The organism is Agromyces sp. NPDC058104, assembly GCF_042884835.1.
Classification (GTDB): domain Bacteria; phylum Actinomycetota; class Actinomycetes; order Actinomycetales; family Microbacteriaceae; genus Agromyces.
In genome coordinates this window covers 809871-833443 of record NZ_JBHVTD010000001.1, presented here as the reverse complement: position 1 = coordinate 833443, position 23573 = coordinate 809871, and the positions used below count along the sequence as shown (strand labels likewise).

The window sequence follows — 23573 nt, the reverse complement described above, 5'->3', positions numbered from 1 at the left end:
TGCTGAGGTGGCGCTCCGCTGAGGCAGGGCGCTGCTGAGGCGGGGCGCTCCTGAACCGCCGAGAACGGGCCGAGGCCCCGACGACATACGTCGTCGGGGCCTCGGTCTCGTCGTGCAGCTCGCGACTACTCGCTCGCCTCGATGATCTCCTCCTCCATGCCCCGGAGGAGCGCGGATTCGGGCTGGGCGTCGGACGAGGTGACGACGGTGCCGTCGCCGAGCGCCTGCTCGGCGTCGAGGTCGGTCGCCGCCTGCTCGAACTGCGAATTGTAGAGGCGGTAGTACGCACCCTTCGCGGCGATGAGCTGCTCGTGGTTGCCCTGCTCGACGATGTCGCCGTGCTCCATCACGAGGATGAGGTCGGCGTCACGGATCGTCGAGAGACGGTGCGCGATCACGAACGAGGTGCGACCCTCGCGCAGCGCGGCCATCGCGTGCTGCAGCAGCAGCTCGGTGCGGGTGTCGACCGAGCTCGTCGCCTCGTCGAGGATGAGCACGCTCGGCTGCGCCACGAACGCGCGGGCGATCGTGATGAGCTGCTTCTCACCCGCCGAGACGTTCGAGGCGTCCTCGTCGAGCACGGTGTCGTAGCCGTCGGGCAGCGAGTGCACGAAGCGATCGACGTACGTCGCCTTCGCCGCCGCGACGATCTCGTCGTCGGTGGCGTCGGCACGACCGTAGCGGATGTTCTCGCGGATCGAGCCGGCGAACAGCCACGGGTCCTGCAGCACCATGCCGGTCTTCGCCCGCACGTCGTACCGGGTGAGGTCGGCGATGTCCTGGCCGTTGAGCAGGATGCGACCCGAGTTCAGCTCGTAGAACCGCATGATGAGGTTCACGAGCGTCGTCTTGCCTGCACCCGTCGGGCCCACGATCGCGACCGTCTGCCCGGGCTCGACCCGGAAGGACAGATCCTTGATGAGCGGGCGGTCGGGAACGTACGAGAACGCGACGTGGTCGAACACGATCGTGCCGTCACCGTCGACCGGCGCCGGCGCGTTCACCGCGTCAGCCTCCTGCTCGTCGGCGTCGAGCAGTTCGAAGACGCGCTCGGCCGAGGCCGTGCCCGACTGCACCACGGCGGCCATGCCGCCGAGCTGCGACAGGGGCTGCGAGAACTGCTGCGAGTACTGGATGAACGCCTGCACGTCGCCGAGTCGGAGCGAACCGCTCGCGACCATGATGCCGCCGAGCACCGCGATGCCGACGTACTGCAGGTTTCCGATGAAGGTCATCGCGGGCATCATGATGTTCGACAGGAACTGCGCCTTGAACGAAGCCTCGTAGAGCTCCTGGTTCTCGGCCTTGAACGCCTCGCGGCTCGAGGCCTCACGGCCGTACACCTTGACGAGCGCGTGACCCGAGAACGACTCTTCCACCCGGGCGTTGAGCCGGCCGACCTTGCGCCACTGCGTGCCGAAGGCCTTCTGCGACTTCGGCCCGATGACGCCGAAGATCACGCCCATGAGCGGCAGCGAGATGAGCGCCACGAGTGAGAGCTGCCACGAGATCGTGAACATCATGAACAGCACGCCGATGACGGTGAGCACGTTCGTGAGCGCGCTCGAGAGCGACTGCTGCATCGTCTGCGTGATGTTGTCGATGTCGTTCGTCACGCGCGAGATCAGCTCGCCGCGCTGCACCTTGTCGAAGTAGCTCAGCGGCAGCCGGTTGATCTTCGCCTCGACGTCTTCGCGCAGCTTCCACATCGCGCGCACCATGATCACGTTCACCACGTAGCCCTGGATCCACATGAGGAGGGACGAGGCGATGTAGAGGAACAGCACGAGGATGACGACGCGGCTGAGCGCCACGAAGTCGATGCCCTCGCCCGGCACCAGGTTCATCGCCTGCACCATGTTGGCCTGGTCGGTCTGGCCGGCGGCCTCGAGCTGGTCGACGACCTGCTCCTTCGTGACGCCGGGCGGCATCTGCGCCGAGATGAATCCCTCGAAGATGAGGTTCGTCGCCTCGGCGAGCACCTTCGGTGCCCAGACGGTCATCACGACGCCGATCGCGCCGAGCACCGACGCGAGGGTGAACCCGAAGGCGTGCGGCTTCAGCAGGCCGAGCAGGCGCCCGAACGACTGGCGGAAGTTCGCGGCCTTGCCCGGGGCGACGCCGCCGCTCCAGTCGTCGGCGCTGATGCGGGCCTGTTCGGCCATCTCGAGTTCGAGCTTCTCGTCCTCGCTGAGCACGGGTTCGGCGGTCTTGGGGCTCTGGTCGGTCATCGTGCCGCCTCCACTCCGAGCTGGGATTCGACGATCTCGCGGTACGTCTGGCACGTCTCGAGCAGCTGCTCGTGCGTGCCGACGCCCACGGCCACGCCGTCGTCGAGCACGACGATGCGGTCGGCATCGGTGATCGTCGAGACGCGCTGCGCGACGACGACCTTGGTGACATTCGGCAGTTCGCGCCAGAGCGCCTGCCTGAGCCTCGCGTCGGTCGTGAGGTCGAGCGCCGAGAACGAGTCGTCGAAGACGAGGATGTCGGGCTGGTGCACGATCGCGCGGGCGATCGCGAGGCGCTGGCGCTGGCCGCCCGAGACGTTGGTGCCGCCCTGCGCGATGCGCGCGTCGAGCTGCCCCTCCATCTCCTCGACGAAGTCGCGGCCCTGCGCGATCTCGAGCGCGTGCCAGAGCTCGTCGTCGGTCGCGTCCTCGCGGCCGAACCGCAGGTTCGACGCGACCGTGCCGGTGAAGAGGAACGGCCGCTGCGGCACGAGCCCGATGCTCTTCCACAGCAGGTCGAGGTCGGCCTCGCGCACGTCGACGCCGTTCACGAGCACGGCGCCCTCGGTCGTGTCGAAGAGGCGCGGCAGCAGCGACACGAGCGTCGTCTTGCCTGCGCCCGTCGAACCGACGATCGCGAGCGTCTCGCCCGGTTCGGCCTTGACCGAGATGCCGCTGAGCACGGGGTGCTCGGCGCCCGGGTAGGTGAAGCCGGTGCCGCGGAACTCGACCGTGCCCGGGGTCGGGAAGTTCGTCACCGGGTTCGCCGGCCGCTCGAGCGTCGAGTCGACGTCGAGCACGGCGCCGATGCGCTCGGCCGAGACGGCCGCGCGCGGGATCATGATCGTGATGAAGCTCGCCATCATGACGCCCATCAGGATGAGCATGACGTACTGCATGAAGGCGAAGAGCACGCCGATCTCGGTGTTGCCCTCGTCGACCTCGATCGCGCCGAACCAGATCACGCCGACGAGCGTCACGTTGAGCACGAGCATGACGAGCGGGAACATCAGCACGAAGAGCGAGCCGACCTTGCGGCCGACGACCATGATGTCGGTGTTCGCCTCGCGGAAGCGCGCCTCCTCGATGTCCTCGCGGACGAAGGCGCGCACGACGCGGATGCCCGTGAGCTGCTCGCGCATGATGCGGTTCACGCCGTCGAGCTTCACCTGGTACGAGCGGAACAGCGGCACCATACGCCAGATGATGATGCCGGCGACGATGAGCAGCGTGGGCACCGCGACCGCGATGATCCAGCTCAGGCCGACGTCGACCGACAGCGCCTTGTAGATGCCGTAGAACGCCATGATCGGCGCCGCGACGAGGAAGGTCGAGCCCATCATCGCGAGCATCTGCACCTGCTGCACGTCGTTGGTGTTGCGGGTGATGAGCGAGCCGGGGCCGAAGGTCGACACCTCGCGCTCGGAGAAGCCCGACACGCGCTCGAACACGTCGTCGCGGATGTCGCGGCCGAGCTTCATCGCGGCCATGGCGGCGAACCAGGTGGCGACGAGCTGGGTGACGATCTGCAGCAGCGACATGCCGAGCATGAGGGCGCCCGACTGCCAGATGACGTCGGTGTCGCCCTTGGCGACGCCGTCGTCGATGATCTGCGCGTTGAGCGTCGGCAGCTGGAAGTTGGCGTAGGCGGCGACGATCTGGAACGCCAGTACGCCGAGTAGGAGAGGCCAGTACGGCCTCAGGTATCTGAACAGGAGTCTTCCGAGCATGTGATCTCCAGGAATCGGCGAAACGGCGGATGCTTCGACCGCGGCGAATTCGTGCGCGCGCGACCGTCGCGGAGCTGGTCGCTCCTCCGCCCGGACTGCATCGTCGCACCCCCGTCCGACATTGCAGCGTTACAGCCAAACACGGCGCTGATCAGGAATCAAGCGCACCGGGTCATCCGACCCATTGCGTTCACCGAGGGCGAAATCGAGGCGCCTTCACGCTCGCACGAGCCGTCGATCCGGGATGCCTCGGGGTGCCGTTTCAGCGCCACGTAGGACGAGGGCGATCCGTTCCGGCGAGACATCCGGCCGGCGCCGGGGCAGGATGACAACCGGAGGTCGACGATGATCCAGACGCACGAGGTCGCGAACCAGGCTCCGCCGCGGGAGGAGGTCGACGAGTACGCCGCGAACGCGCCGCTCGTCGAGGCGGTGGCGCGCTGGGGGAGCGGCGCCGCGGTGCCCGCACTCCACGAGATCGGCCGCCATGTCGGTTCAGCGGCCTTCCAGCGCGACGCCGAGCGGGCGAACACGCACCCGCCGGTGCTGAACACGCACGACCGCTGGGGGCACCGCATCGACGAGGTCGAGTACGACGAGGCCTACCACCGCGTGATCGGGGCCGCCGTCGCCTCGGGCGCCCACACCGGCGCCGAGGCCGCGCCCGGACCGGGCGCGAACGTCGACCGGGCGGCGGCGTTCCTCCTCTTCGCGCAGGTCGAGCCGGGCCACGCCTGCCCGGTGTCGATGACGCATGCCGCCGTGCCGACGCTCGAGCTCGCGGCATCCGGCCTTCGCGATGACTGGATGCCCCGGTTGCTGAGCCGCACGTACGACCCGGCCCTCTCGCCCGCGAAGGCGTCGGCGCTCATGGGCATGGCGATGACCGAGAAGCAGGGCGGCTCCGACGTGCGCGCGAACACGACGCGCGCGGAGCGTCGCGCGGGCGACGGGCTCGCACCCGAGTGGGGCGCCGAGTACGTGCTCACCGGCCACAAGTGGTTCTGCAGCGCGCCCATGAGCGACGCGTTCTTCGTGCTCGCGCAGGCGCCGCACGGGCTCAGTTGCTTCTTCGTGCCGCGCGTGCTGCCCGACGGGACGCGCAACGTGTTCCGCATCCAGCGGCTGAAGGACAAGCTCGGCAACCGATCCAATGCGTCGAGCGAGGTCGAGTTCGACGGCACCACCGCGTGGCTCGTCGGCGACGAGGGTCGTGGGGTCGCCACGATCGTGCAGATGGTGACGCGCACGCGCCTCGACTGCGTCATCGGCTCGGCGGCCGGGATGCGGCAGGCCGTCGCCGAGGCGACCTGGCATGTGCGGCACCGCGAGGCGTTCGGGGCGACGCTCGTCGACCAGCCCGCGATGACGGCCGTGATCGCCGACCTCGCGCTCGAATCCGAGGCGGCGACCTGGACGGCGATGCGGCTCGCGCGCGCATTCGACCACGATGCGACGGTGTCGGCTGGGACGAGTGGCTCGGAGCAGGCGTTCCGGCGGCTGGCGACGGCGCTCGGGAAGTACTGGGTGTGCAAGCGCGGGGCCGGGCATGTGGCCGAGGCGCTCGAGTGCCTCGGCGGCAACGGGTACACCGAGGCGTTCCCGCTCGCACGGCGGTATCGCGAGCAGCCGCTGCTCGCCATCTGGGAGGGCTCGGGCAACGTCATCGCGCTCGACGTGCTGCGCGTGCTCGCTCGCGAGCCCGAGTCGTTCGAGGCGTTCTTCGACGAGGTCGGGTCGGCGGCGGGCTCGTCGCGGGCGTTCGACGTCGCGCTCGCCGAGGGGCAGGCGCTCGTGCGGACGGTGGGCGCGGCGCTCGCCGACGGCGGGGCGGGCGCGGGCTCGGCGGCACTGCGCGCGCGAGAGCTCACCGAGCGGCTCGCGCTCGTGCTGCAGGCGTCGCTGCTCGTGCGGGCGGCACCCGATGCGGTGGCCGACGCCTTCGTGCGCTCGCGGCTCGGCGGCGAGGGCGGATCGCAGTACGGCGCGCTGCCCGCCGGCGTCGATGCGGCCGCGCTCGTCGCCCGCGCGGTCGGGTAGTAGGCGTCGATCACCCCCTTCGGCGTCGTGACGCTGCGGCCTGTGGATAATCGCCTCGGCGCGGTGTGCCACTCACCTATCGTGGACGCCATGTCGATCCCGAGCCTGCGCATCGCCGCGCTCGCCGCGGCCGGTGCGCTGGCACTCGCGCTGAGCGCGTGCACGCCCGAGGCCGAGCCGTCGCCCGAGCCGACGCCGACCGCGAGCGCGGCGCCGATCTTCGCGTCGGATGATGAGGCGCTCGCCGCGGCGGTCGAGGCGTATGAGGCGTACGCCTCGATGTCCGGCTCGATTGCTTCGGATGGAGGGGACGACGCCGAGCGGATCGATCCCTACGTCACGGCGGAGTTCGCGGGCAACGTCGGTTCCGAGTTCGATGCTCTTCGCTCCGCGGGAGGGCACACTCAAGGACAGACCACATTCGACACAGCATCGCTAGTGGAACGAACCGAGATAGACGACATCGCATCCGTTTCGATCTACTTGTGCCGAGATGTCTCCGGCGTTCGCGTGATTGATGCAGACGGCATCGATGTAACGCCGAAGGACCGACTTGAGCGGATCCCGTCGAAGGCCGAACTCGTCTCTAAGTCAACGGATGAACCAAGCATCCTCGTGGTGGATGGGATCAGCCAATGGTCCGGCTCCGACTTCTGCTGATTCTGGTTGCTGCTTGTTTCGCGCTCGACGGCGGTTTCAGCGCGGAAGCCAGCGACGGCTCAGGTGAGTGCGCCGATCTGTTGGCTGCGTTTGGTTGCGGTTCGTTGAATGCGGAGACCGAAGGCTCGGAGGTGATTCTCGACGCGCTCGTCGAGCCGAACCGTCCACCCGCGGTCGTCAAGTCTCCCGACGGAAGTTCCCCCGAGGGCGGGCAGGAGGCTACCGCTGCGCCACCTCCCGGCGAAGCCGACGTCTGGTCGGGCGAAGACTGGGCGCGCCTCTGCGACGCCAACTTCCAGCAGGCGTGCGCCCGCCCGGAGGTGACGCCGCCGCCCGCGGCTCCCGGCGCGCCGGCGACGGTGACCCTGCGCGACATCGCGTCTTTCCGGCCGGCGAAGCCGGGCAATGAGATGCAGCCCGGCGGGTGGGCGGTCGCGGGGCTTCCGGCGAACTTCGTCGCCGAGGCCTCGGCCGAGGTCGTGGCGGGAACGCTGCTCGGCCGGCCCGCCGAAGTGCGATTCACCCCGGTCGGATATCGCTGGGTGCACAGCGACGGGGTGACGGTCACGAGTCCGACTGCAGGCGCGACATGGGAGCAGCTCGGCCTCCGCGAGTTCAGCCCGACGGGCACGAGCCACGTCTACGCCGAGCCCGGCGAGTACACGGTGACGCTCGAGGTCGCGCTCGCCGCGGAGTACCGCTTCGGCGGCTCGGCCTGGCAGGGCATCGCCGGCACGCTCGCCGTCGCGGGGCCGCCGCAGCCCGTGCTCGTCGGCGAGGTCGACACCGTGCTCACGAAGGACGACTGCCGGGCGAATCCCGCCGGCCCCGGCTGCTGAGGCCGCCTCGGGCAGCCCCTCGGCTGCGCGGCGGCACGCTCGGCGACCCGCTGTCGGCGGGTCCGGTGAGAATCGCAGCATGACCTTCGCGAATGTCGGGCGGCTCGGCGTGCAGCCGGGCGCCCGTGACCAGGTGATCGAGCTCCTCACCCGACCGGGCGCCGAGCTCGGGCGCCACGGCTGCCTCCTCTACGAGGTCGGCTTCAACGACGAGCAGCCCGATTTCGTCTACGTGAGCGAGCTCTGGGAGTCGGCCGCGGCGCATCAGGCCTCGCTGCAGCTGCCCGAGGTGCGTGCCTCCATCGCCGAGGTCATGCCGCTGCTGAACGGCGAGCACGACGGCCACCGCTTCGAGGTCGCCGGCTCACCCCTTCGCGGCTGATCCTGTTCGGCAGCTTGAACAGGGTGAGTCATTCGGTACTCTCCGGAGCGGCCCCGCCCGCGCGCTCATCCTGCGCAGGCCCCGACGCGCGGCCGAACCCGCGCCGGGCCCCTCACACCCACAGGAACGGCGGATGCCCCGCCGGCAGCTCGCCGGCGGCGACGAGCCGCGCCAGCCGCACGGCGCCGTCGAGCGGCGTCGCCGAGCCGACCACGAGCGTGGCGTCGGGGGCGAGCCCCGCGAACTCCGCGGTGAACGCCGCGGTGAACTCGCCGCCGGCGGCGAACACACCGCCGACGCCCGCGGCACGACGGGGGAGTGCGGGGTCGAGCGCCGCCGCGAGCGTGCGGGCCGCGTGCCCGCCCGCTTCCGACATGATCCGGCCGGCGACGGGGTCGCCGAGCGCGGCGAGCCCGGCGACATCCGCCGCGAAGCCCGCGAGCACCGAGCCGCGATCGTCGCGCGTGTAGAGCTGGGCGGGCCAGCTCGGCGCGGCGCCGAAGCGCGACTCGGCCGCCGTCAGCAGCGCCGAGGCATCCGCGGTGACGCCGTCGTGGGTCTGGATCGCCGCCTTCAGGCCCTCGATCCCGATCCACGCGCCCGACCCGCGGTCGTCGTAGAGGTGACCCCAGCCGCCGACGCGGCGCCACACCTCGTGCAGGTCGGTACCGAGCGCGATCGTGCCGGTGCCGACGGCGACGACCGCGCCGGCCTCACCCGCGAGTGCCCCGAGGTGCGCGGTCACGGCGTCGATCGCGAGGGCGACGGGCGCCCCGCCCGCGGCCTCCGAGAGGGCGGCGAGCGACGCGGCGGGGTTCGTGACGAGCGAGGCGATGCCGGTCGCGCCGATCGCGACGCCGGCGATACGGGCGTCGGGCCAGCGGCCGTGCAGTGCCGATGCCGCCTCCTCGATGAGCGCACCGGTCACGGCGAGTGCTGAGCTCCCGCCCGCCGTGATCGCGACGGGCGGCCCGTCGAGCAGCACGCGCTCCTCGCCGAACGCCGCGGCGAGCGGCTCGAGCGCGGCGCGGCCGCCGGTGCCGCCGACGTCGATGCCGAGCACGACTTCCGGCACTTCGGAAGTTTCTTGCAATCTTGGCGCCATTCCCGAATACTACTTCCAGAGAGAATCGATCTGTCCGCGGATCACGTCTGTCCAGAGAATCACAGCCAGGGCCCCTGCGCCCACGAACAGTTTCAACGAGGAGACCATCCTGATGAACAAGCGCTTCCTCCCGATCGCCGCGCTCGGCGTCGCCGCCGCGCTCGGCCTGACCGCCTGCTCGTCCGGCGACAACGGCGACGGCGGCACGAACGCCGAAGGCCAGACGCTCACCGTCTGGATCATGGAAGGCACGAACCCCGACTCCGACGCCTACTTCGACGAGGTCGCCGAGGCCTTCACCGAGAAGACCGGCGCCGAGCTCGACGTCGAGTTCGTGCAGTGGGCCGACGCCCACGACCGCTTCGTCACGTCGATCGCGGGCGGCACCACGCCCGACGTCGCCGAGACCGGCACCACCTGGACGGCCGAGTTCGCCGACGCCGGCGCGCTCGCCCCGATCCAGGAGTACGTCGACGGCGACGACCTCGGCGGCGACCTCGTCGAGGGCCTCGTCACCGCCGGCACCTACGACGACGAGCTCAACGGCATGCCGTGGTACGCCGGCGTGCGCTCGCTCGTCTACCGCTCCGACGTGTTCGAGGAGCTCGGCCTCGCGGCCCCGACCACGTGGGACGAGATCGTCGCCGCGGGCGAGGCCATCAAGGCCGCGCACCCCGAGATGATGCCCTTCGCCGTCCCGGGCGACGCCGAGTTCGGCGTCTACCCCTGGGTCTGGGGCGCGGGCGGCGAGATCTCGACGCTCGAGGGCGACGAGTGGGTCTCGGGCATGGCCAGCGACGAGTCGCAGGAGGGCATCGGCTTCTACACGGGCCTCGCGACCGAGCACGGCTTCTCGTCGGCCGGCGCCACCACGTGGAAGGAGACCGACGTCCTCGACAACTTCGCGCAGGGCAACATCGCCATGGCCCTCATGGGTTCGTGGACGCCCGCCGCGATCGTCGAGAAGAACGCCGAGCTCGAGGGCAAGTTCGCCGCCGCCCCGATCCCCGGCAAGGACGGCGGCATCGCCCCGTCGGTGCTCGGCGGCTCGCACCTCTCGATGTTCGAGACGGCGAAGAACAAGGACCTCGCGTGGGAGTTCATCAAGCTGATGACCACGGGCGACTTCGCCAAGCAGTGGGGTGACGAGACCGGCTACTTCCCCGGCCAGACCTCGCTCCTCGACGAGGCGATCGCCTCCGACGACCCGCTCGTGCAGCCCTTCGCCCAGCAGATGGTCGAGGGCGGCGGCACCCCGCCGGTGACCCCGAAGTTCGGCGCCGTCCAGGCGAAGAAGACCACCAACACCGCCATCCAGGCGATCCTCTCCGGGCAGAAGACGGTCGAGCAGGCGCTCACCGACGCCGCCGCGGAGATGGACGAGATCATGAACGGCTGACCTCGTGTCGAACACCCTTCAGGTTCCGACGGCCGCGCCGGGAGCTTCGGCTCCCCGCGCGGCCGGCGGGGCCGCCCGCAAGAGCCTCCTGACCCGGAGCCGCCCCTGGCTCCTCCTCGCCCCCGCGCTCGCGGTGCTCGCCGTGCTGCTGCTGTGGCCGCTCGTGCGGGTGCTCCTCTTCTCCCTCCAGGACTACGGCCTGCGCGAGATCGTCTCGGGCGAGCCCAACTGGATCGGCCTCGCCAACTACGGCGAGATCTTCACGAGCCCCGAGCTCTACACCGTCGTGCTGCCGAACACGGTCGGCTTCGCGGTGCTCGCCGTCGCCGGCACCGTCGCCCTCGGCACCGCCGTCGCGGTGCTCATGGCGAGCCTCGGCGGCTTCTGGCGCACCGTCGTCGGCAGCGCCATCATGATCGCCTGGGCCATGCCCGCGGTCACCGGCACCTACGTCTGGATCTGGATCTTCGACGCCGACCGCGGCATCGTCAACGAGACGCTCCAAGCCCTCGGCCTCCAGGACGAGCCCGTCAACTGGTTCACGAACCGGTACACCTTCTACGGCATCGTCCTCCTCAACGTCATCCACCACGGATTCCCGTTCGTCGCCATCACGATCCTCGCCGGCCTCCTCGGTGTGCCGAAGGAGATGCTCGAGGCCGCCGAGATGGACGGCGCAGGCCCCTGGCGCCGCTTCTGGCGCATCATCGTGCCGAACCTCAAGCAGGTCTTCGCGGTCGTCATCATCCTGTCGACGATCTGGGACTTCAAGGTCTTCGCGCAGGTCTACCTCATGCCCGGCGGCGCCGGCTCGAATCGTGAGGCGCTGAACCTCGGCGTCTGGTCGTACGTCGAGTCCTTCGGCCAGAACCGCTACGGCTTCGGCTCGGCGATCGCCGTGCTGCTCACCCTCGTACTGCTCGGCATCACCGTCGTGTACGTGCGCACCATGCTGAAGGAGGAGGAGCTGTGAGCGCCGTCACCACCGAGAAGCGGCCGGATGCCTCGCGCGGCACCCGCTCCGAGGCATCCGCCGAGGCGAAGCGGCTGCGCACGAGCCGCAAGTCGGCGCGCAAGGCGCGCATCGCAGGCGGCAAGGCCGTGCTCGTCGTGCTGCTGCTCGGCTTCACCCTCTTCCCCGCGTTCTGGATGCTCTCGAGCGCCTTCGACGCGCAGGCCGGCGCGGGCGGACAGCAGATCCTGCCTCGCGAGTGGTCGCTCTCCAACTTCGAGTACGTGCTCACCGAGGGCGGCTTCGACGTGTTCCTCCGCAACTCGGCGATCGTCGCGGTCGTGACGGTGCTCGCGAGCGCGCTGCTCGCACTCCTCGCCTCGGTCGCGGTGGCCCGCTTCCGCTTCAAGTTCCGCACGGCGATGCTGCTCATGATCCTCATCGTGCAGATGGTGCCGCTGGAGGCGCTCGTCATCCCGCTGTTCGTGCAGGTGCGCGACCTGCAGCTGCTCAACACGCTGCTCGGCCTCATGGTCGTCTACGTCGCGCTCTCGCTGCCGTTCGGCATCTGGATGCTGCGCGGCTTCGTCGCCGCGGTGCCCGTCGAGCTCGAGGAGGCCGCGTACATCGACGGCGCCAGCTGGGGCCGGATGTTCCGCTCGGTGCTGCTGCCCCTCGTCATGCCCGGACTCGTCGCGACGAGCGTCTTCTCGTTCATCACCGCCTGGAACGAGTTCATCTTCGCCATGACCCTGCTCGGCGGGGCCAGCGAGAACTACACGGTGGCCATCGGCCTCAAGCAGTTCTTCGGCGAGCACTCGAACGAGTGGGGCTACATCATGGCCGCATCGACGATCATCACGATCCCGGTCATGATCTTCTTCGTCATCGTCCAGCGTCGCTTGTCGAGCGGCCTCGTGGCCGGCGCGGTGAAGGGGTGACCGCCGCGGACGATCCCACCGTCAGGGGGTTGGTGGGCGGAGTGCTCTGGCCGGGCTTCCTCGGCCGGAGCATTCCGGACTGGCTTCGCCGTGAGCTCGACGCGGGCCTCGCGGGAGCGGTGCTCTTCGCGCACAACCTGCACCCGGCGGGCGGCGGGCTCGCCGCCGAGTTCGCCGCGTACTCGGCGCAGACCCGGCCGCTCCTCATCGGCATCGACGAGGAGGGCGGCAACGTCACCCGCGTCGACGCCGCGCTCGGCTCGACCCTTCCGGGCGCGGCGCAGCTCGGCTTCGTCGACGACCTCGCGACGACCGAGGCGGTCGGCGAGCACCTCGCCGACCGCTCGCGCGCCGTCGGGGCGAACGTGGTGCTCGGGCCGGTCGCCGACGTGAACACCGATCCGCGCAACCCGGTCATCGGCGTGCGCTCCTTCGGAGCCGATCCCGAGCTCGTCTCGCGGCACGCCGTCGCGCAGCTCCGGGGCATCCAGCGCGCCGGTGCCGCCGCGTGCGTGAAGCACTTCCCGGGGCACGGCGACACCCACCTCGACTCGCATCATGCGATGCCCGAGCTCACGATCTCGCTCGACGAGCTCGAGCGCATGCACCTGCCGCCGTTCCGCGCGGCGATCGCGGCCGGGGTCGCCGCGATCATGACCGCGCACATCATCGTGCCCGAGTGGGGCCCGGCGCCGGCGACGCTGAACCCGACCGCCCTCCGGCACCTCAGGGGCCTCGGCTTCGAGGGCGTCATCATCACCGACGCGCTCGACATGGCCGCGGTGCGCGAGTCGGTCGGCGCGGGACCAGGTGCCGTGCAGGCGCTCCGCGCGGGCGCCGACCTGCTCTGCATCTCGAACCCGACGAACCCGGGGGCGGCGGCCGCGGCCGACCAGGACGTGCGCGACTTCCGCGAGGTGCAGCAGGCGATCTTCGACGCGCTCGACGACCGCACGCTCGAGGTCGCCGCGCTCGAGCGCGCCGCCGACCGCGTGCGAGAGCTCGCGGCCTCGCTCGCCGAGCCGTCGCCCGACGAACGGCTGCCCCTCGACGCGCATCGGGTCGCCCGCGAGGCGATCACGGTCGATGCCGAGATCCCGGCGCTGCCAGCGGGGCGTACGGTGCTCGATGTGCGCGGGCGCTCGACGCTCGCCGTCGACAGCGACGCCGACTACGTCGAGCGGGCGCTCGCGGCCGGCGGCGAGGTGCTGCGCGGCGACGCGGCGGTGCCCGGCGGCGGGTCGCTCGTCGTGATCGTCGACGCCGTCGGCGCACCGGGCCCGCAGCGCGACCGCGTCGCGAGCATCGCGGCGATGCGTCCCGACGCCGTCGTGGTCGACACCGGCATGCCGGGCGAGCCGCTGCCGTTGCCGACGCTGCACACGCGAGCGGCGAGCCGCCTCGCAGCCGAGGTCGCGAGCGAGCTCCTCGGGTCGGGGGCCCGCGCGTGATCGTGCTCTCACTGCAATCGGGCACCTCGGCCGACGGCATCGACGTCGCCGTGGTCGACATCGAGCCCGTCGCCGGGTCGACCTCGAGCGAGACCGGCACGGGCGCGCCGTCGCTGCGGCTCACCCCGATGTACGCGACCACCGTCGACTGGGAGCCCGCGCTCCGCGCGCGCATCCTCTCGGCCGCGGCCGGCGAGGCGCTCGACGCGGGCGGCTGGACCAGGCTCACCACCGAGCTCGGCCGGGCCTTCGCCGAGGCGGCCGTCCGGGGCATCCGGGAGTCGGGCACGACGCCCGACCTCGTCGTCTCGCACGGCCAGACCGTGCACCACTGGGTGGAGGACGGGCACGCCCGTGGCACCCTGCAGCTCGGGGAGCCCGCGTGGATCGCCGAGCGCACGGGCGTGCCCGTCCTCTCCGACGTGCGCATGGCCGACATCGCGGCCGGCGGCGAGGGCGCGCCGCTCATGGCCTTCTTCGACCGGCTCTGGCTGGGCGAGGAGGCCCGCACGGCAGGCCGTGCGATCGCGACCGTGAACCTCGGCGGCATCGCGAACGTGCAGCTCGTCGGGACCGACGGTCGCGTCGTCGCGTTCGACACCGGCCCCGGCAACTGCCTCATCGACGTGGTCGTCGAGCGCCACTCGGCGGGCGCGAAGGGTTACGACGAGGGCGGGCGGCTCGCCGCCGCCGGGCGTGTGCACGAGGGGCTCCTCGCGACGCTGCTCGCGCACCCGTACTTCGCCGCGCCGTCGCCCAAGTCGACCGGGCGCGAGACCTTCGACCTCGGGGTCGTCGACGCCGCGGTCGCGGCGACGTTCGATGACCGAGCGTGGTCCGACGCCGCCGATCCCCTGCCCGTCGCCGACCTCGTCGCGACGCTCACCGAGCTGACCGCGCGCAGCGTCGTCGACGCGCTCGCCGACGCCGCGCCCGCCACGCTCATCTGCTCGGGCGGCGGGGCCCTCAACCCCGTGCTGCTCGCCCGCATCGCCGAGCACGCGACCGCCCGCGGCATCGCCGTCGAGTCGAGCGCCGCCCGCGGCCTCGACCCGGCGTTCAAGGAGTCCCTCATGTTCGCGCTCCTCGGGTGGTTCAGCCTGCACGGCCTGCCGGTCGAGCTCGGCGCCGAGCCGGCGGAGGCCCGCGTGCTCGGGCGGCTCTCGCCGGGCCCGACGCCGCTCGAACTGCCCGCGCCGCTCGCCGGCGTGGCATCCGTCACCATCGAACACCGCACCATCGAACACCGCACCATCGAACACCGCACCATCGAACACCGCACCGACGAACACCGCACCAACGGGGGAGCAACACCATGAGCGGTCACGCACCGCAGCAGTCGGCCGAGCATCACGCGCTGCGCGAACTGCTCGGCGAACTCTCGACCGAACAGGTCAACGACGCCCACGCCGGATTCGACCTGCTCTCGACCGAGGCGCAGATCGCGGCGATGCAGGCCGAGAGCGCCCAGGCCGTCGCAGCCGTCACCGAGGCGACCCCGCAGATCGCCGCCGCCGTCGACGCCATCGTCGCGCGCCTCCGCGGCGGCGGGCGCCTCGTCTACGCCGGGGCCGGCACCGCCGGGCGCATGGGCGTGCTCGACGCGAGCGAGATCCCGCCGACCTTCGGCACCGACCCGGCGCTCGTCGTCGGCCTCATCGCGGGCGGCGACGGCGCGCTTCGGTCGGCGGTCGAGAACGCCGAGGACGACCGGGCGCTCGGCGCCGCCGACCTCGAGTCGATCGGGCTGGGCCCGGCCGACGCGTTCATCGGGATCTCCGCATCGGGGCGCACCCCCTACGTGCTCGGCGCGATCGAGTACGCGAAGCGCGTCGGCGCGCTCAGCATCGGCTTCGCCTGCAACGAGGGCTCGGCGATCGGCGCGGCCGCCGACCTCGCGATCGAGACCGTCGTCGGCCCCGAGATCGTCGCCGGCTCCACCCGCCTGAAGGGCGGCACCGCGCAGAAGCTGGTGCTCAACGCGATCTCCACGATCGCGATGGTGCGGCTCGGCAAGGTGCACGGCAACCTCATGGTCGACGTGCAGGCCACGAACGCGAAGCTCCGCGCGCGGGCCGAGCGCATCGTCATGCAGGCGACCGGGGTGGACGCCGCGACGGCCTCCGCCGCCCTCGCCGCGGTCGACGGGCACGTGAAGGCCGCGATCCTCGTGACCATGACTGGGGTGGATCCCCAACTCGCGCTGGCGCGCCTCGCCGCCGAAGATGGAGTGCTGCGCGATGCTCTCTCCAGCGTGCGCGACACGACCGGCGACTAGGGCGGCCGCGATCACGAGGAGAAGGAACGGAAGGCAGGAGATGTCGGCGAACGTGCTCTCGACCGTGCGTGAGGCGCTCCCGCGCCTGAGTTCGTCCGAGGCGCGCGTCGCCGAGGCGATCATCGCCGACCCCACGCTCGTGGTCGACCTCACCATCACCGACCTCGCACGCGTCTGCGGCACCTCGCTGTCGACGGTCGCCCGGTTCTGCCAGACGCTCGGGTACACGGGCTACCGGGAGTTCCGCATGGAGGTCGCGAGCGCCGTGAGCCGCGAGGCCGCGGAGCGCGATCGCTTCGGCATCGCGAACGCCGACATCGACCCCGACGACACCGCGGCCGACGTGATCGCGAAGATCGCCTTCCACGAGGTGCTCGCGATCGAGCAGACGGTCGGCGGCCTCGACACGACGGTGCTCGACGACGTCGTCGACGCGATCGTGGGCGGCGCGCACGTCGACATCTACGGATTCGGTTCGAGCGGGCTCACCGCCCAGGACCTGCAGCAGAAGCTCTCGCGCATCGGCATCTCGGCGTTCTGCTCGGTCGACGTGCACCTCGCGCTCGTCTCGGCGGCGCTGCGCAAGCCCGGGGATGTCGCGATCGGCATCTCGCACTCGGGCCTCACCGCCGAGACGAACCACGCGCTCGAGGTCGCCCGCGAGGGCGGGGCGACGACCGTGGCGGTGACGAACTCGCCCGAGTCGCCCGTCGCCGAGCTCGCCGAGTTCGTGTTGATGACGCACGCCCGCGAGTCGAGCTATCGGGTCGGGGCGATGTCGAGCCGCATCGCGCAGCTCGCCGTCATCGACTTCCTGTTCGTCAGGGTCGCGCAGCGGCTGGGCGACGCCGTCGCGTCGCCGTTGCAGCGCACCTTCGAGGTCACGGCGACGCACCGGGTCGAGACGCGGCGCCGCCCGGTCTGAGCCGGTCGTCGGCGTCGGGCACCTCGGTCGTCGGCGTCGAGCGCCTCAGTCCTCGGCCGCGAACGTCGCCTCGTAGAGCTCCCGGAGCGCGGGCATCCCGCCCGACGAGAACGCCCCGCGCTGCCTCGCACCGCCGGTGCCCTCCTCGAGCAGGCGCTGGAACCCGGTCGCCACGAGACGGGCGTCGCCGCTCGCCTCGAGCGCGGGGGCGAGCAGCTCCCTGGTGCGATCGAGCACCTCGGGGGCGGGGCGAAGCTCGCCGAGCACGGGGTCGAGCACGAGCGAGTCGAGCCCGCTGTGCGCCGCGTGCAGCAGCGCGGCGTTGAGGAGCTCGGGGCCGGGCGCGACCTCGTCGCTCGGCATCACGGCGTCGGCGGCGCCCAGCGAGGCGTCGAGGACGCTCTCGACGAGTGCGCGGCACACGGCCGCGAGCAGTACCGCGGACCAGGCCTCGAGCTGCGCATCGGCGACCCGCACCTCGATGGTCGGTACGTGGACCGAGAGCCTGGCGTTCCACATGATGATCGCGCGGTCCTTCATGCCCCCGACCCCGACGAGCCGCTCGAGGCGGCGGTCGTAGTCGGCTCCGTCGCGGAACTCGGGCGGGCACCCCGTCGTCGTCCAACGGCGCTGGCCGACGTTGCGCCAGCTCTCGTAGCCGGTGTCGTGACCGCGCCAGACCGGGGAGTTGCCCGTCAGCGCCGACATCAGCGGCAGCCAGTTGCGCACGACGTTCAGCGCACGCACGCCCTGGTCGCGATCCGCGATCCCGACGTGCACGTGCAGGCCCTGGATCTGGTGGTCCGCGATCACTCCCTCCATGTCGTCGACGATGCGCTGGTACCGGGGCGTGTCGGTGATCGTCGGGAACGGCAGTGCATCGGGCGGGCAGCCGACGCTCGCGGCGACGACGTCGAGCCGATCGGCCTCGGCGGCGACCTCGCGGCGGAAGCCGACGAGGGCGGCCTGCGCCTCAGCCATGCTCGTGAAGACGGCCGAGGCGTGCTCGACCTGGGCGGCGAGGAACTCGCGGTGCGCGAGAGGCCGCCACCGCGGGTCGGCGGCGAGGTGCGCGAACGCGTCGCCGGCGACGTCGGCCGGACGCAGCGTCTCCCGGTCGAGGAAGACGAACTCTTCTTCGATGCCGAAGGTGGTCATCGCGATCCCCCTCTCGCTGCTCACACTCTCGCCAGCGCGACGCCGCCAGTCAAGGGCTTGTCGCGGCGGCGGATCGCAGGTTCGAGGGATCCTCAGAGGATCAGCAGCATCGCGACGCTCGACGCGAGCGCCACGACGATCGAGCCGGCGACGAGGGCGACCGCGACGATGATCACCACGCGCCCGCGGGGGAGTCGATCGCCCGAGTGCACCGGCCGCGTGGCGAACGGCGATGCGGATGCCACGGCGCCGCCGAGCGGCGTCGGCACGGTCGTGTGCTCGGGCACGAGGCGCATGGTCTGCATGAGGGGCTGGTCGAGCTCGTCGGACCCGTCGTGCGCGGCGAACGCGAACACGGGCGAGGGGGCGTATGCCGGTGCAGGCGGACGGGCGGGTGCGGGCGCCTGCGCGGTGACGAGAGGGTGCGCCGGCGCCGGCGCCGGGGCGGGGGTCGCTGCGGCCGCCGAGGTCGCAGGAGCGGGGCTCGGCGCGACCGACTTCTGCGCCGTGTGCGGGGTCCAGCCGCGGCCGTCCCAGTAGCGGAGCCACGTGGCATCCGCCTCGTCGTCGTACCAGCCGGCCGAGCGCTCAGCCATTCGCGGCCGCGGCGTCGGGGATGGTCATCCGCCCACTGTAGAGCCGCGCGTCAGGCCGCGCGATCGGCAGAACTCCCCATGGCGGCCAGCACGGGTTCGTGGTCGTGCGACACCGCGTCGTCGTCGTCGCCGAACAGGCCCTCGTGGCCGAGCGCGGCCACCGGCGGGATGACCGCGGAGGCGGCGACCGCCCCGGCCCGGCGCACCATGCGCGCTGCTTGGACGAGGATCACGCCGAGCACTGTTCCGGCCGTGTTCATCACGAGATCGCGGGGGTCGGAGATGCGATCGGGCTCGGGCACCTGGATGAGCTCGATCACGGTCGTGAAGGCGAAGCCGGCGACGAACGCGAGCGGCCAGGCGCGCCGGGGGAGCAGGAGTGCCGCGAGCACTCCGACGGGGATGAACAGGACCACGTTGAAGGCGATCTCGGCGAGGTAGCCCGTCGTCCACGTCACCGGGGCCGTCCACGCGTCGAGGTTCAGGATGCCGCCCTCGAGCTGGTTGCCGGTCGTGCGCCACGGCGCGGGACCGACGGTCACCCACAGCACGAGCGCCGCGTACGCGGCAGCGACGAGACCGAGGGGGCGGCGATCCATGGGGCCGATTCTCCTCCTCCGAGCCTTGGAACGGGCTGGAATTCCACAGGGAGTCCGATTCGAACGTCACAATCAGGTCGCGACCGGTGTGCTACGGCGCAGAACTCGATAAGGTATCTTCACTGATTCCTCCATCAAGCGGGCGCCTGCCCGCGCCTCCATTCGATTGCCCGGAGGCGGACCGATCCGCGTGGCATGACCCGATACGAGACGGCGGATGCCTGCATGGCCACTCCGCCCCTCGCCCCCGCTCCGTCTGGCAACCTGCCGTGCGGGGCAGCGGTCGACCGTCGATCGCATCGGGCTTGCAGCAGCGGCCCATAAGGACAGAAGGACAGCAGTATGGCAACCGGAACCGTCAAGTGGTTCAACGCCGAAAAGGGCTTCGGCTTCATCGCCCCCGACGACGGCTCGGCCGACGTCTTCGCGCACTTCAGCGCGATCTCGGGCAGCGGCTACCGCTCGCTCGAAGAGGGCCAGAAGGTCGAGTTCGACGTGGCGCAGGGCCCGAAGGGCCTGCAGGCGGAGAACATCCGCGGCCTCTAAGGTCGGCAGTCGAACGCCGTCGCAGCATCGCTGCGGCGGCGTTCGTCGTATCCGGCGTGCTTCACAGCTTGACCCCGTAGAGTCCGAGGACGCGAGCGCCGTCATCTGCACGGGCGCCCGTACTTCTGGCGGCGGACATCGTCGCCGGAACCCGCGCGGCCCGAGGGCCGCGCACGTCGCAGCCGCTTCGGCGGCTCGGCTCTACAGAAGGAAATACACATATGGCAACCGGAACCGTCAAGTGGTTCAACGCCGACAAGGGCTTCGGCTTCATCGCCCCCGACGACGGCTCGGCCGACGTCTTCGCGCATTTCAGCGCGATCGCGTCGGGCGGCTACCGCTCGCTCGAGGAGAACCAGAAGGTCGAGTTCGAGACCGCCCGCGGACCCAAGGGCCTGCAGGCAGAGAACATCACCGTCATCGGCTGAGTTCTTCCAGCTCATTCCGTGAGCGGATGCCTCGGCGTCGCCTCCTCCGTGAGGCGCGCCGGGGCATCCGCTCTCGTGCTTTCCCGGGCGTCTTCAAAGCTTCGTTGCCTACGCTCGGAGATGTCGAACCACTCACGATCGAACCCGGTCGGCCCCGAAGGAGGAGCCCCCATGCAGTGCCCCAGTGACGGAACCGTGCTCGTCATGAGCGAACGCAGCGGCATCGAGATCGACTACTGCCCGACGTGTCGCGGCGTGTGGCTCGACCGCGGCGAGCTCGACAAGATCGTCGAGCGGGCCGGCCGCGAGTTCGGCGGGGCCCAGGCCGCCGCCCCCGCCGCCCCGCAGGCGCCGCCCGCGCCCCCGCAGCAGCCGGCCTACGGGCAGCAGGCCTACCAGCAGCCGTACGACAACCGCGGCTACGACAACCGCGGGTACGACAACCGCGGCTACGACCAGGGCTACGGCCGCAAGAAGAAGAAGGAGAGCTGGCTCTCCGAGCTCTTCGACTGAGCGTGCGAAGACGGATGCCGCGCCGGTCGCCCCGAGGGCGACCGACGCGGCATTCGTCGTCGGTGCGGCCCGATCAGGCCGCGTTGAACTCATCGGGGTGCGGCCCCGTCCGGCCGTCGCGCTCGAGCGCGTCGATCGCCGCCAGCTCGTCGGCCGAGAGCTCGAAGCCGAAGACGTCGAAGTTCTCGGTGATCCGCGACGGCGTCACCGACTTGGGGATCACGACACGGCCCTGCTGCAGGTGCCAGCGCAGCACGACCTGCGCAGGCGTCGCGCCGTGCGCGGCCGCGATCGAGGTGACGGATGCCTCGCCGAGCACGGCGCCCTGCGCGAGCGGGCTCCACGCCTCGGTGACGATGCCGTGGCGGGCGTTCGCCGCGGTGGTCGCGCGGTTCTGCAGCGCGGGGTGGAGCTCGACCTGGTTCACCGCGGGCACCACGTCGGTCTCGGCGTTCAGGCGCTCGAGGTGGGCGGGCTCGAAGTTCGAGACGCCGATCGCCCGGACGCGGCCCTCGGCGAGCAGGCGCTCGAGCGCGCGCCAGGTGTCGACGTAGCGCCCGCGCTCGGGCGTCGGCCAGTGGATGAGGTAGAGGTCGAGCCGATCGAGCCCGAGCTTGCCGAGGCTCGTGTCGAACGCGCGCAGGGTCGTGTCGAAGCCCTGGTCGGAGTTCCAGACCTTCGACGTGACGAACAACTCGTCGCGCTCGAGGCCGGATTCGGCGATGGCGCGGCCGACGCCCGCCTCGTTGCCGTAGATCGCGGCGGTGTCGATGCTGCGGTAGCCCGCGTCGAGCGCCGCAGCGACCGCCGCGGTCGTCTCGGGGTCGGGCACCTGGAAGACGCCGAAGCCGAGCTGCGGCATCTGCACGCCGTTGTTCAGGGTGACGGCGGGCACGGTGGTGGTCGAGGTCATGGGGTCGCTTTCGTGTTCGGTGATCGTGCGGAGGTTCGGGGAGGTCGGGCTCATGCGGCGAGCACGGGCGTGGGGGAGGTCGCGGGGAGCGTCGGCGCCGCGGCATCCGCAGCTCGGGAGCGTCGTGCCGCCGCGGCGGCGACGCCCATGACGACGAGGGCGGCGAGCGTGATCGCGGCACCGACCCAGATGGGCGAGGTGAAGCCGAGGCCTGCGGCGATCGTGAGCCCGCCCGCCCAGGCCCCGAGGGCGTTGCCGAGGTTGAAGGCCGCGATGTTGGCGCCCGAGGCGAGCGTCGGCGCATCCGAGGCGTAGCGCATGATGCGGCTCTGGAGGCCGGGCACGGTGCCGAAGCCGAATGCGCCCATGAGCACGAGCAGCACGATCGTGGCGACCGGGCTGAACGCGAGCCAGGCGAAGAGGGCGAGCACGACGACGAGTGCGCCGAGGAAGGCGAGCAGGGTGCCGTCGATCGAGCGGTCGGCGAGTCGCCCGCCGGCCCAGTTGCCGACGACCAGGCCGGCACCGAAGAGCACGAGCAGCCACGGCACGGCGCCTGCCGCGAAGCCGCTGATCTCGGTCAGGGTGTACGCGATGTAGGTGAAGGCGCCGAACATGCCGCCGAAGCCGAGCACGGTGACCGTGAGCGAGAGCCAGACCTGGCCCGAGCGGAACGCGCCGAGCTCGCGCCGGAGGCTCGGGGCGGTCGTCGAGGCCTGCAGGGCGGGCACGAGCACCGCGATGCCGATGAGGGCGATCACGCCGATGACCGAGATCGCCCAGAAGGTCGCGCGCCAGCCGTACTGCTGGCCGATGAAGGTGCCGAAGGGCACGCCGAGCACGTTCGCGGCGGTGAGGCCGGTGAACATGATCGCGATCGCGCCGGCCGCCTTCTCGGGGGCGACGAGGCTCGCGGCGACGACCGAGCCGATGCCGAAGAAGGCGCCGTGACAGAGCGCGGCGATGATGCGGCCGCTCATCATGAGCTCGTAGCTCGGGGCCATCGCCGACACGGCGTTGCCCGCGATGAAGAGGACGAGCAGGCCCATGAGCACGGGCTTGCGGGGGAGGCGGGTGGTCGCGGCGGTGAGGCCGAGCGCACCGACGACGACCGCGAGCGCGTAGCCCGAGATGAACCAGCCGGCTGCGGCCTCGCTCACGCCGAAGTCGGCGGCCACCTCGGGCAGCAGGCCCATGATGACGAACTCGGTGAGTCCGATGCCGAAGCCGCCGATGGCGAGTGCGATGAGGCCGAGTGGCATTGCGCGTTCTCCTGATACAGTGGAAGACAATTAGTTGCAAACGCGTTCTATTGCGTGAGCGACATTAATACTTGCACACGCAAATACAAAGCGCAAGCAACTATCTCGTGAAGGAGGCAGCATGGGCATCGCCGACGACGCCGTCGAGGTGCGCGCACAGGGCTGGCGCACGCTCGCCGCGCTGCACGGGCTCATCGAATCCGAGCTCGAACGCGCGCTCGGGGCATCCGCCGATCTCTCGGTCGTCGAGTACACCGTGCTCGACGCGCTCAACCGGCAGGACGGCTGGCATATGCGCATGCAGCAGCTCGCCCGCGCGACGGCGCTGAGCCCGAGCGCGACGACGCGCCTCGTCAATCGCCTCGAAGACCGCGGCCTCCTCACGCGGATCCTCTGCGCCGACGACCGACGCGGTATCTACACCGAGCTCACGCCGGCCGGCCGGGCGCTCTACGAGGAGGCCTGCCCGATCCACGACGAGACCCTCGAGCGCGTGCTCGCCGAGGCGGCCGGGCAGCCCGAGCTGGCGCCGGTGGTCGACGCGCTGCACTCCGCGGTGCCCGTCGCGGGCTGAGCCCGGCGCTCGGCTCCGATCTCTCGCTGCTTCCGCGGGGTCGGCGGTGCG

At 71.1% G+C, this 23573-nt stretch carries 23 protein-coding genes; 15 read left to right on the top strand and 8 right to left on the bottom strand.

Going from position 1 to position 23573, the window contains the following annotated elements; translation table 11 throughout:
* Positions 1–125: 125 nt before the first annotated feature.
* On the bottom strand, positions 126–2231 hold the full coding sequence (locus ACFVTH_RS04035; RefSeq protein WP_387086966.1) for an ABC transporter ATP-binding protein: 2106 nt from the start codon (positions 2229–2231) through the stop codon (positions 126–128).
* Entirely contained in the window at positions 2228–3961 is a 1734-nt protein-coding gene (locus tag ACFVTH_RS04030) for an ABC transporter ATP-binding protein (RefSeq protein WP_387086964.1), read from the bottom strand. The genes ACFVTH_RS04035 and ACFVTH_RS04030 overlap by 4 nt, the downstream gene beginning before the upstream one ends.
* A gap of 345 nt (positions 3962–4306) precedes the next feature.
* On the opposite strand from ACFVTH_RS04030, the gene ACFVTH_RS04025 reads away from it, so the two are divergent.
* From ACFVTH_RS04025 to ACFVTH_RS04010, 4 genes are all read left to right on the top strand, one after another.
* Complete coding sequence (locus ACFVTH_RS04025) at positions 4307–6001, top strand: acyl-CoA dehydrogenase family protein (protein WP_387086962.1); 1695 nt, start codon at positions 4307–4309, stop codon at positions 5999–6001.
* A 90-nt stretch (positions 6002–6091) separates the two neighbouring features.
* Positions 6092–6661: a hypothetical protein gene (locus ACFVTH_RS04020; RefSeq protein WP_387086960.1), complete on the top strand. Its 570-nt coding sequence runs from the start codon at positions 6092–6094 to the stop codon at positions 6659–6661.
* A gap of 131 nt (positions 6662–6792) precedes the next feature.
* A complete protein-coding gene (locus tag ACFVTH_RS04015; protein WP_387086958.1) occupies positions 6793–7500 on the top strand; it encodes a PKD domain-containing protein in 708 nt (235 codons plus the stop codon).
* Positions 7501–7579: 79 nt separating this feature from the next.
* The gene (locus tag ACFVTH_RS04010; RefSeq protein WP_387086956.1) at positions 7580–7882 is read left to right on the top strand and encodes a putative quinol monooxygenase; all 303 of its coding nucleotides are present in this window, start codon (positions 7580–7582) and stop codon (positions 7880–7882) included.
* Between the two features lie 112 nt (positions 7883–7994).
* On the opposite strand, the gene ACFVTH_RS04005 is transcribed toward ACFVTH_RS04010, so the two are convergent.
* Entirely contained in the window at positions 7995–8957 is a 963-nt protein-coding gene (locus ACFVTH_RS04005; RefSeq protein ID WP_387086954.1) for an N-acetylglucosamine kinase, read from the bottom strand.
* A 142-nt stretch (positions 8958–9099) separates the two neighbouring features.
* Between ACFVTH_RS04005 and ACFVTH_RS04000 the strand changes: the two genes are divergently transcribed.
* The 7 genes from ACFVTH_RS04000 (at position 9100) to ACFVTH_RS03970 (ending at position 16933) form a co-directional block, all read left to right on the top strand.
* A complete protein-coding gene (locus tag ACFVTH_RS04000) occupies positions 9100–10386 on the top strand; it encodes a sugar ABC transporter substrate-binding protein (RefSeq protein ID WP_387086952.1) in 1287 nt (428 codons plus the stop codon).
* Between the two features lie 4 nt (positions 10387–10390).
* Positions 10391–11359 carry a carbohydrate ABC transporter permease gene (locus ACFVTH_RS03995; protein ID WP_157422955.1) on the top strand — a complete coding sequence of 323 codons (969 nt, stop codon included), beginning with the start codon at positions 10391–10393 and terminating at the stop codon, positions 11357–11359.
* A gap of 74 nt (positions 11360–11433) precedes the next feature.
* The gene (locus tag ACFVTH_RS03990; protein ID WP_387088704.1) at positions 11434–12279 is read left to right on the top strand and encodes a carbohydrate ABC transporter permease; all 846 of its coding nucleotides are present in this window, start codon (positions 11434–11436) and stop codon (positions 12277–12279) included.
* 32 nt (positions 12280–12311) lie between these two features.
* A complete protein-coding gene (locus ACFVTH_RS03985) occupies positions 12312–13730 on the top strand; it encodes a glycoside hydrolase family 3 protein (protein ID WP_387086950.1) in 1419 nt (472 codons plus the stop codon).
* Positions 13727–15049, top strand: coding sequence for an anhydro-N-acetylmuramic acid kinase (locus tag ACFVTH_RS03980; protein ID WP_387086948.1), 1323 nt, complete (start codon positions 13727–13729; stop codon positions 15047–15049). Before ACFVTH_RS03985 ends, ACFVTH_RS03980 begins: the two co-directional genes overlap by 4 nt.
* Entirely contained in the window at positions 15046–16008 is a 963-nt protein-coding gene (gene murQ / locus ACFVTH_RS03975) for an N-acetylmuramic acid 6-phosphate etherase (RefSeq protein WP_387086946.1), read from the top strand. The genes ACFVTH_RS03980 and murQ overlap by 4 nt, the downstream gene beginning before the upstream one ends.
* A gap of 40 nt (positions 16009–16048) precedes the next feature.
* A complete protein-coding gene (locus tag ACFVTH_RS03970) occupies positions 16049–16933 on the top strand; it encodes a MurR/RpiR family transcriptional regulator (protein WP_387086944.1) in 885 nt (294 codons plus the stop codon).
* Between the two features lie 45 nt (positions 16934–16978).
* Here the strand turns inward: ACFVTH_RS03970 and ACFVTH_RS03965 are convergent, their stop codons facing one another.
* The 3 genes from ACFVTH_RS03965 to ACFVTH_RS03955 form a co-directional block, all read right to left on the bottom strand.
* Positions 16979–18091: a YbdK family carboxylate-amine ligase gene (locus tag ACFVTH_RS03965; protein WP_387086942.1), complete on the bottom strand. Its 1113-nt coding sequence runs from the start codon at positions 18089–18091 to the stop codon at positions 16979–16981.
* Positions 18092–18183: 92 nt separating this feature from the next.
* Positions 18184–18687, bottom strand: a complete 504-nt coding sequence (locus tag ACFVTH_RS03960; RefSeq protein ID WP_387086940.1) for a DUF2510 domain-containing protein — start codon at positions 18685–18687, stop codon at positions 18184–18186.
* 50 nt (positions 18688–18737) lie between these two features.
* A complete protein-coding gene (locus ACFVTH_RS03955; protein ID WP_387086938.1) occupies positions 18738–19286 on the bottom strand; it encodes a VanZ family protein in 549 nt (182 codons plus the stop codon).
* A gap of 342 nt (positions 19287–19628) precedes the next feature.
* Here ACFVTH_RS03955 and ACFVTH_RS03950 point away from each other — a divergent pair, with 342 nt between their 5' ends.
* From ACFVTH_RS03950 to ACFVTH_RS03940, 3 genes are all read left to right on the top strand, one after another.
* A complete protein-coding gene (locus ACFVTH_RS03950; RefSeq protein ID WP_386939429.1) occupies positions 19629–19832 on the top strand; it encodes a cold-shock protein in 204 nt (67 codons plus the stop codon).
* Between the two features lie 221 nt (positions 19833–20053).
* On the top strand, positions 20054–20260 hold the full coding sequence (locus tag ACFVTH_RS03945) for a cold-shock protein (protein ID WP_159602901.1): 207 nt from the start codon (positions 20054–20056) through the stop codon (positions 20258–20260).
* Positions 20261–20431: 171 nt separating this feature from the next.
* Positions 20432–20773 (top strand): zf-TFIIB domain-containing protein, encoded by a 342-nt coding sequence (locus tag ACFVTH_RS03940; protein WP_387086936.1) that lies wholly within the window; start codon positions 20432–20434, stop codon positions 20771–20773.
* Positions 20774–20846: 73 nt separating this feature from the next.
* On the opposite strand, the gene ACFVTH_RS03935 is transcribed toward ACFVTH_RS03940, so the two are convergent.
* Together ACFVTH_RS03935 and ACFVTH_RS03930 are read right to left on the bottom strand one after the other, a co-directional pair.
* Positions 20847–21686, bottom strand: coding sequence for an aldo/keto reductase (locus ACFVTH_RS03935; RefSeq protein ID WP_387086934.1), 840 nt, complete (start codon positions 21684–21686; stop codon positions 20847–20849).
* A 50-nt stretch (positions 21687–21736) separates the two neighbouring features.
* Positions 21737–22948, bottom strand: a complete 1212-nt coding sequence (locus ACFVTH_RS03930; protein WP_387086932.1) for an MFS transporter — start codon at positions 22946–22948, stop codon at positions 21737–21739.
* Between the two features lie 121 nt (positions 22949–23069).
* On the opposite strand from ACFVTH_RS03930, the gene ACFVTH_RS03925 reads away from it, so the two are divergent.
* Entirely contained in the window at positions 23070–23522 is a 453-nt protein-coding gene (locus tag ACFVTH_RS03925) for a MarR family winged helix-turn-helix transcriptional regulator (protein ID WP_387086930.1), read from the top strand.
* Positions 23523–23573: the final 51 nt, after the last annotated feature.

What these genes read in the sequence shown, in the direction of transcription:
- ACFVTH_RS04035 (WP_387086966.1), bottom strand. Translation starts at nt 2,231, where the DNA reads ATGACCGACCAGAGCCCCAAGACCGCCGAACCCGTGCTCAGCGAGGAC.
- ACFVTH_RS04030 (WP_387086964.1), bottom strand. Translation starts at nt 3,961, where the DNA reads ATGCTCGGAAGACTCCTGTTCAGATACCTGAGGCCGTACTGGCCTCTC.
- ACFVTH_RS04025 (WP_387086962.1), top strand. Translation starts at nt 4,307, where the DNA reads ATGATCCAGACGCACGAGGTCGCGAACCAGGCTCCGCCGCGGGAGGAG.
- ACFVTH_RS04020 (WP_387086960.1), top strand. Translation starts at nt 6,092, where the DNA reads ATGTCGATCCCGAGCCTGCGCATCGCCGCGCTCGCCGCGGCCGGTGCG.
- ACFVTH_RS04010 (WP_387086956.1), top strand. Translation starts at nt 7,580, where the DNA reads ATGACCTTCGCGAATGTCGGGCGGCTCGGCGTGCAGCCGGGCGCCCGT.
- ACFVTH_RS04000 (WP_387086952.1), top strand. Translation starts at nt 9,100, where the DNA reads ATGAACAAGCGCTTCCTCCCGATCGCCGCGCTCGGCGTCGCCGCCGCG.
- murQ (WP_387086946.1), top strand. Translation starts at nt 15,046, where the DNA reads ATGAGCGGTCACGCACCGCAGCAGTCGGCCGAGCATCACGCGCTGCGC.
- ACFVTH_RS03970 (WP_387086944.1), top strand. Translation starts at nt 16,049, where the DNA reads ATGTCGGCGAACGTGCTCTCGACCGTGCGTGAGGCGCTCCCGCGCCTG.
- ACFVTH_RS03965 (WP_387086942.1), bottom strand. Translation starts at nt 18,091, where the DNA reads ATGACCACCTTCGGCATCGAAGAAGAGTTCGTCTTCCTCGACCGGGAG.
- ACFVTH_RS03960 (WP_387086940.1), bottom strand. Translation starts at nt 18,687, where the DNA reads ATGGCTGAGCGCTCGGCCGGCTGGTACGACGACGAGGCGGATGCCACG.
- ACFVTH_RS03955 (WP_387086938.1), bottom strand. Translation starts at nt 19,286, where the DNA reads ATGGATCGCCGCCCCCTCGGTCTCGTCGCTGCCGCGTACGCGGCGCTC.
- ACFVTH_RS03950 (WP_386939429.1), top strand. Translation starts at nt 19,629, where the DNA reads ATGGCAACCGGAACCGTCAAGTGGTTCAACGCCGAAAAGGGCTTCGGC.
- ACFVTH_RS03945 (WP_159602901.1), top strand. Translation starts at nt 20,054, where the DNA reads ATGGCAACCGGAACCGTCAAGTGGTTCAACGCCGACAAGGGCTTCGGC.
- ACFVTH_RS03940 (WP_387086936.1), top strand. Translation starts at nt 20,432, where the DNA reads ATGCAGTGCCCCAGTGACGGAACCGTGCTCGTCATGAGCGAACGCAGC.
- ACFVTH_RS03935 (WP_387086934.1), bottom strand. Translation starts at nt 21,686, where the DNA reads ATGACCTCGACCACCACCGTGCCCGCCGTCACCCTGAACAACGGCGTG.
- ACFVTH_RS03930 (WP_387086932.1), bottom strand. Translation starts at nt 22,948, where the DNA reads ATGCCACTCGGCCTCATCGCACTCGCCATCGGCGGCTTCGGCATCGGA.
- ACFVTH_RS03925 (WP_387086930.1), top strand. Translation starts at nt 23,070, where the DNA reads ATGGGCATCGCCGACGACGCCGTCGAGGTGCGCGCACAGGGCTGGCGC.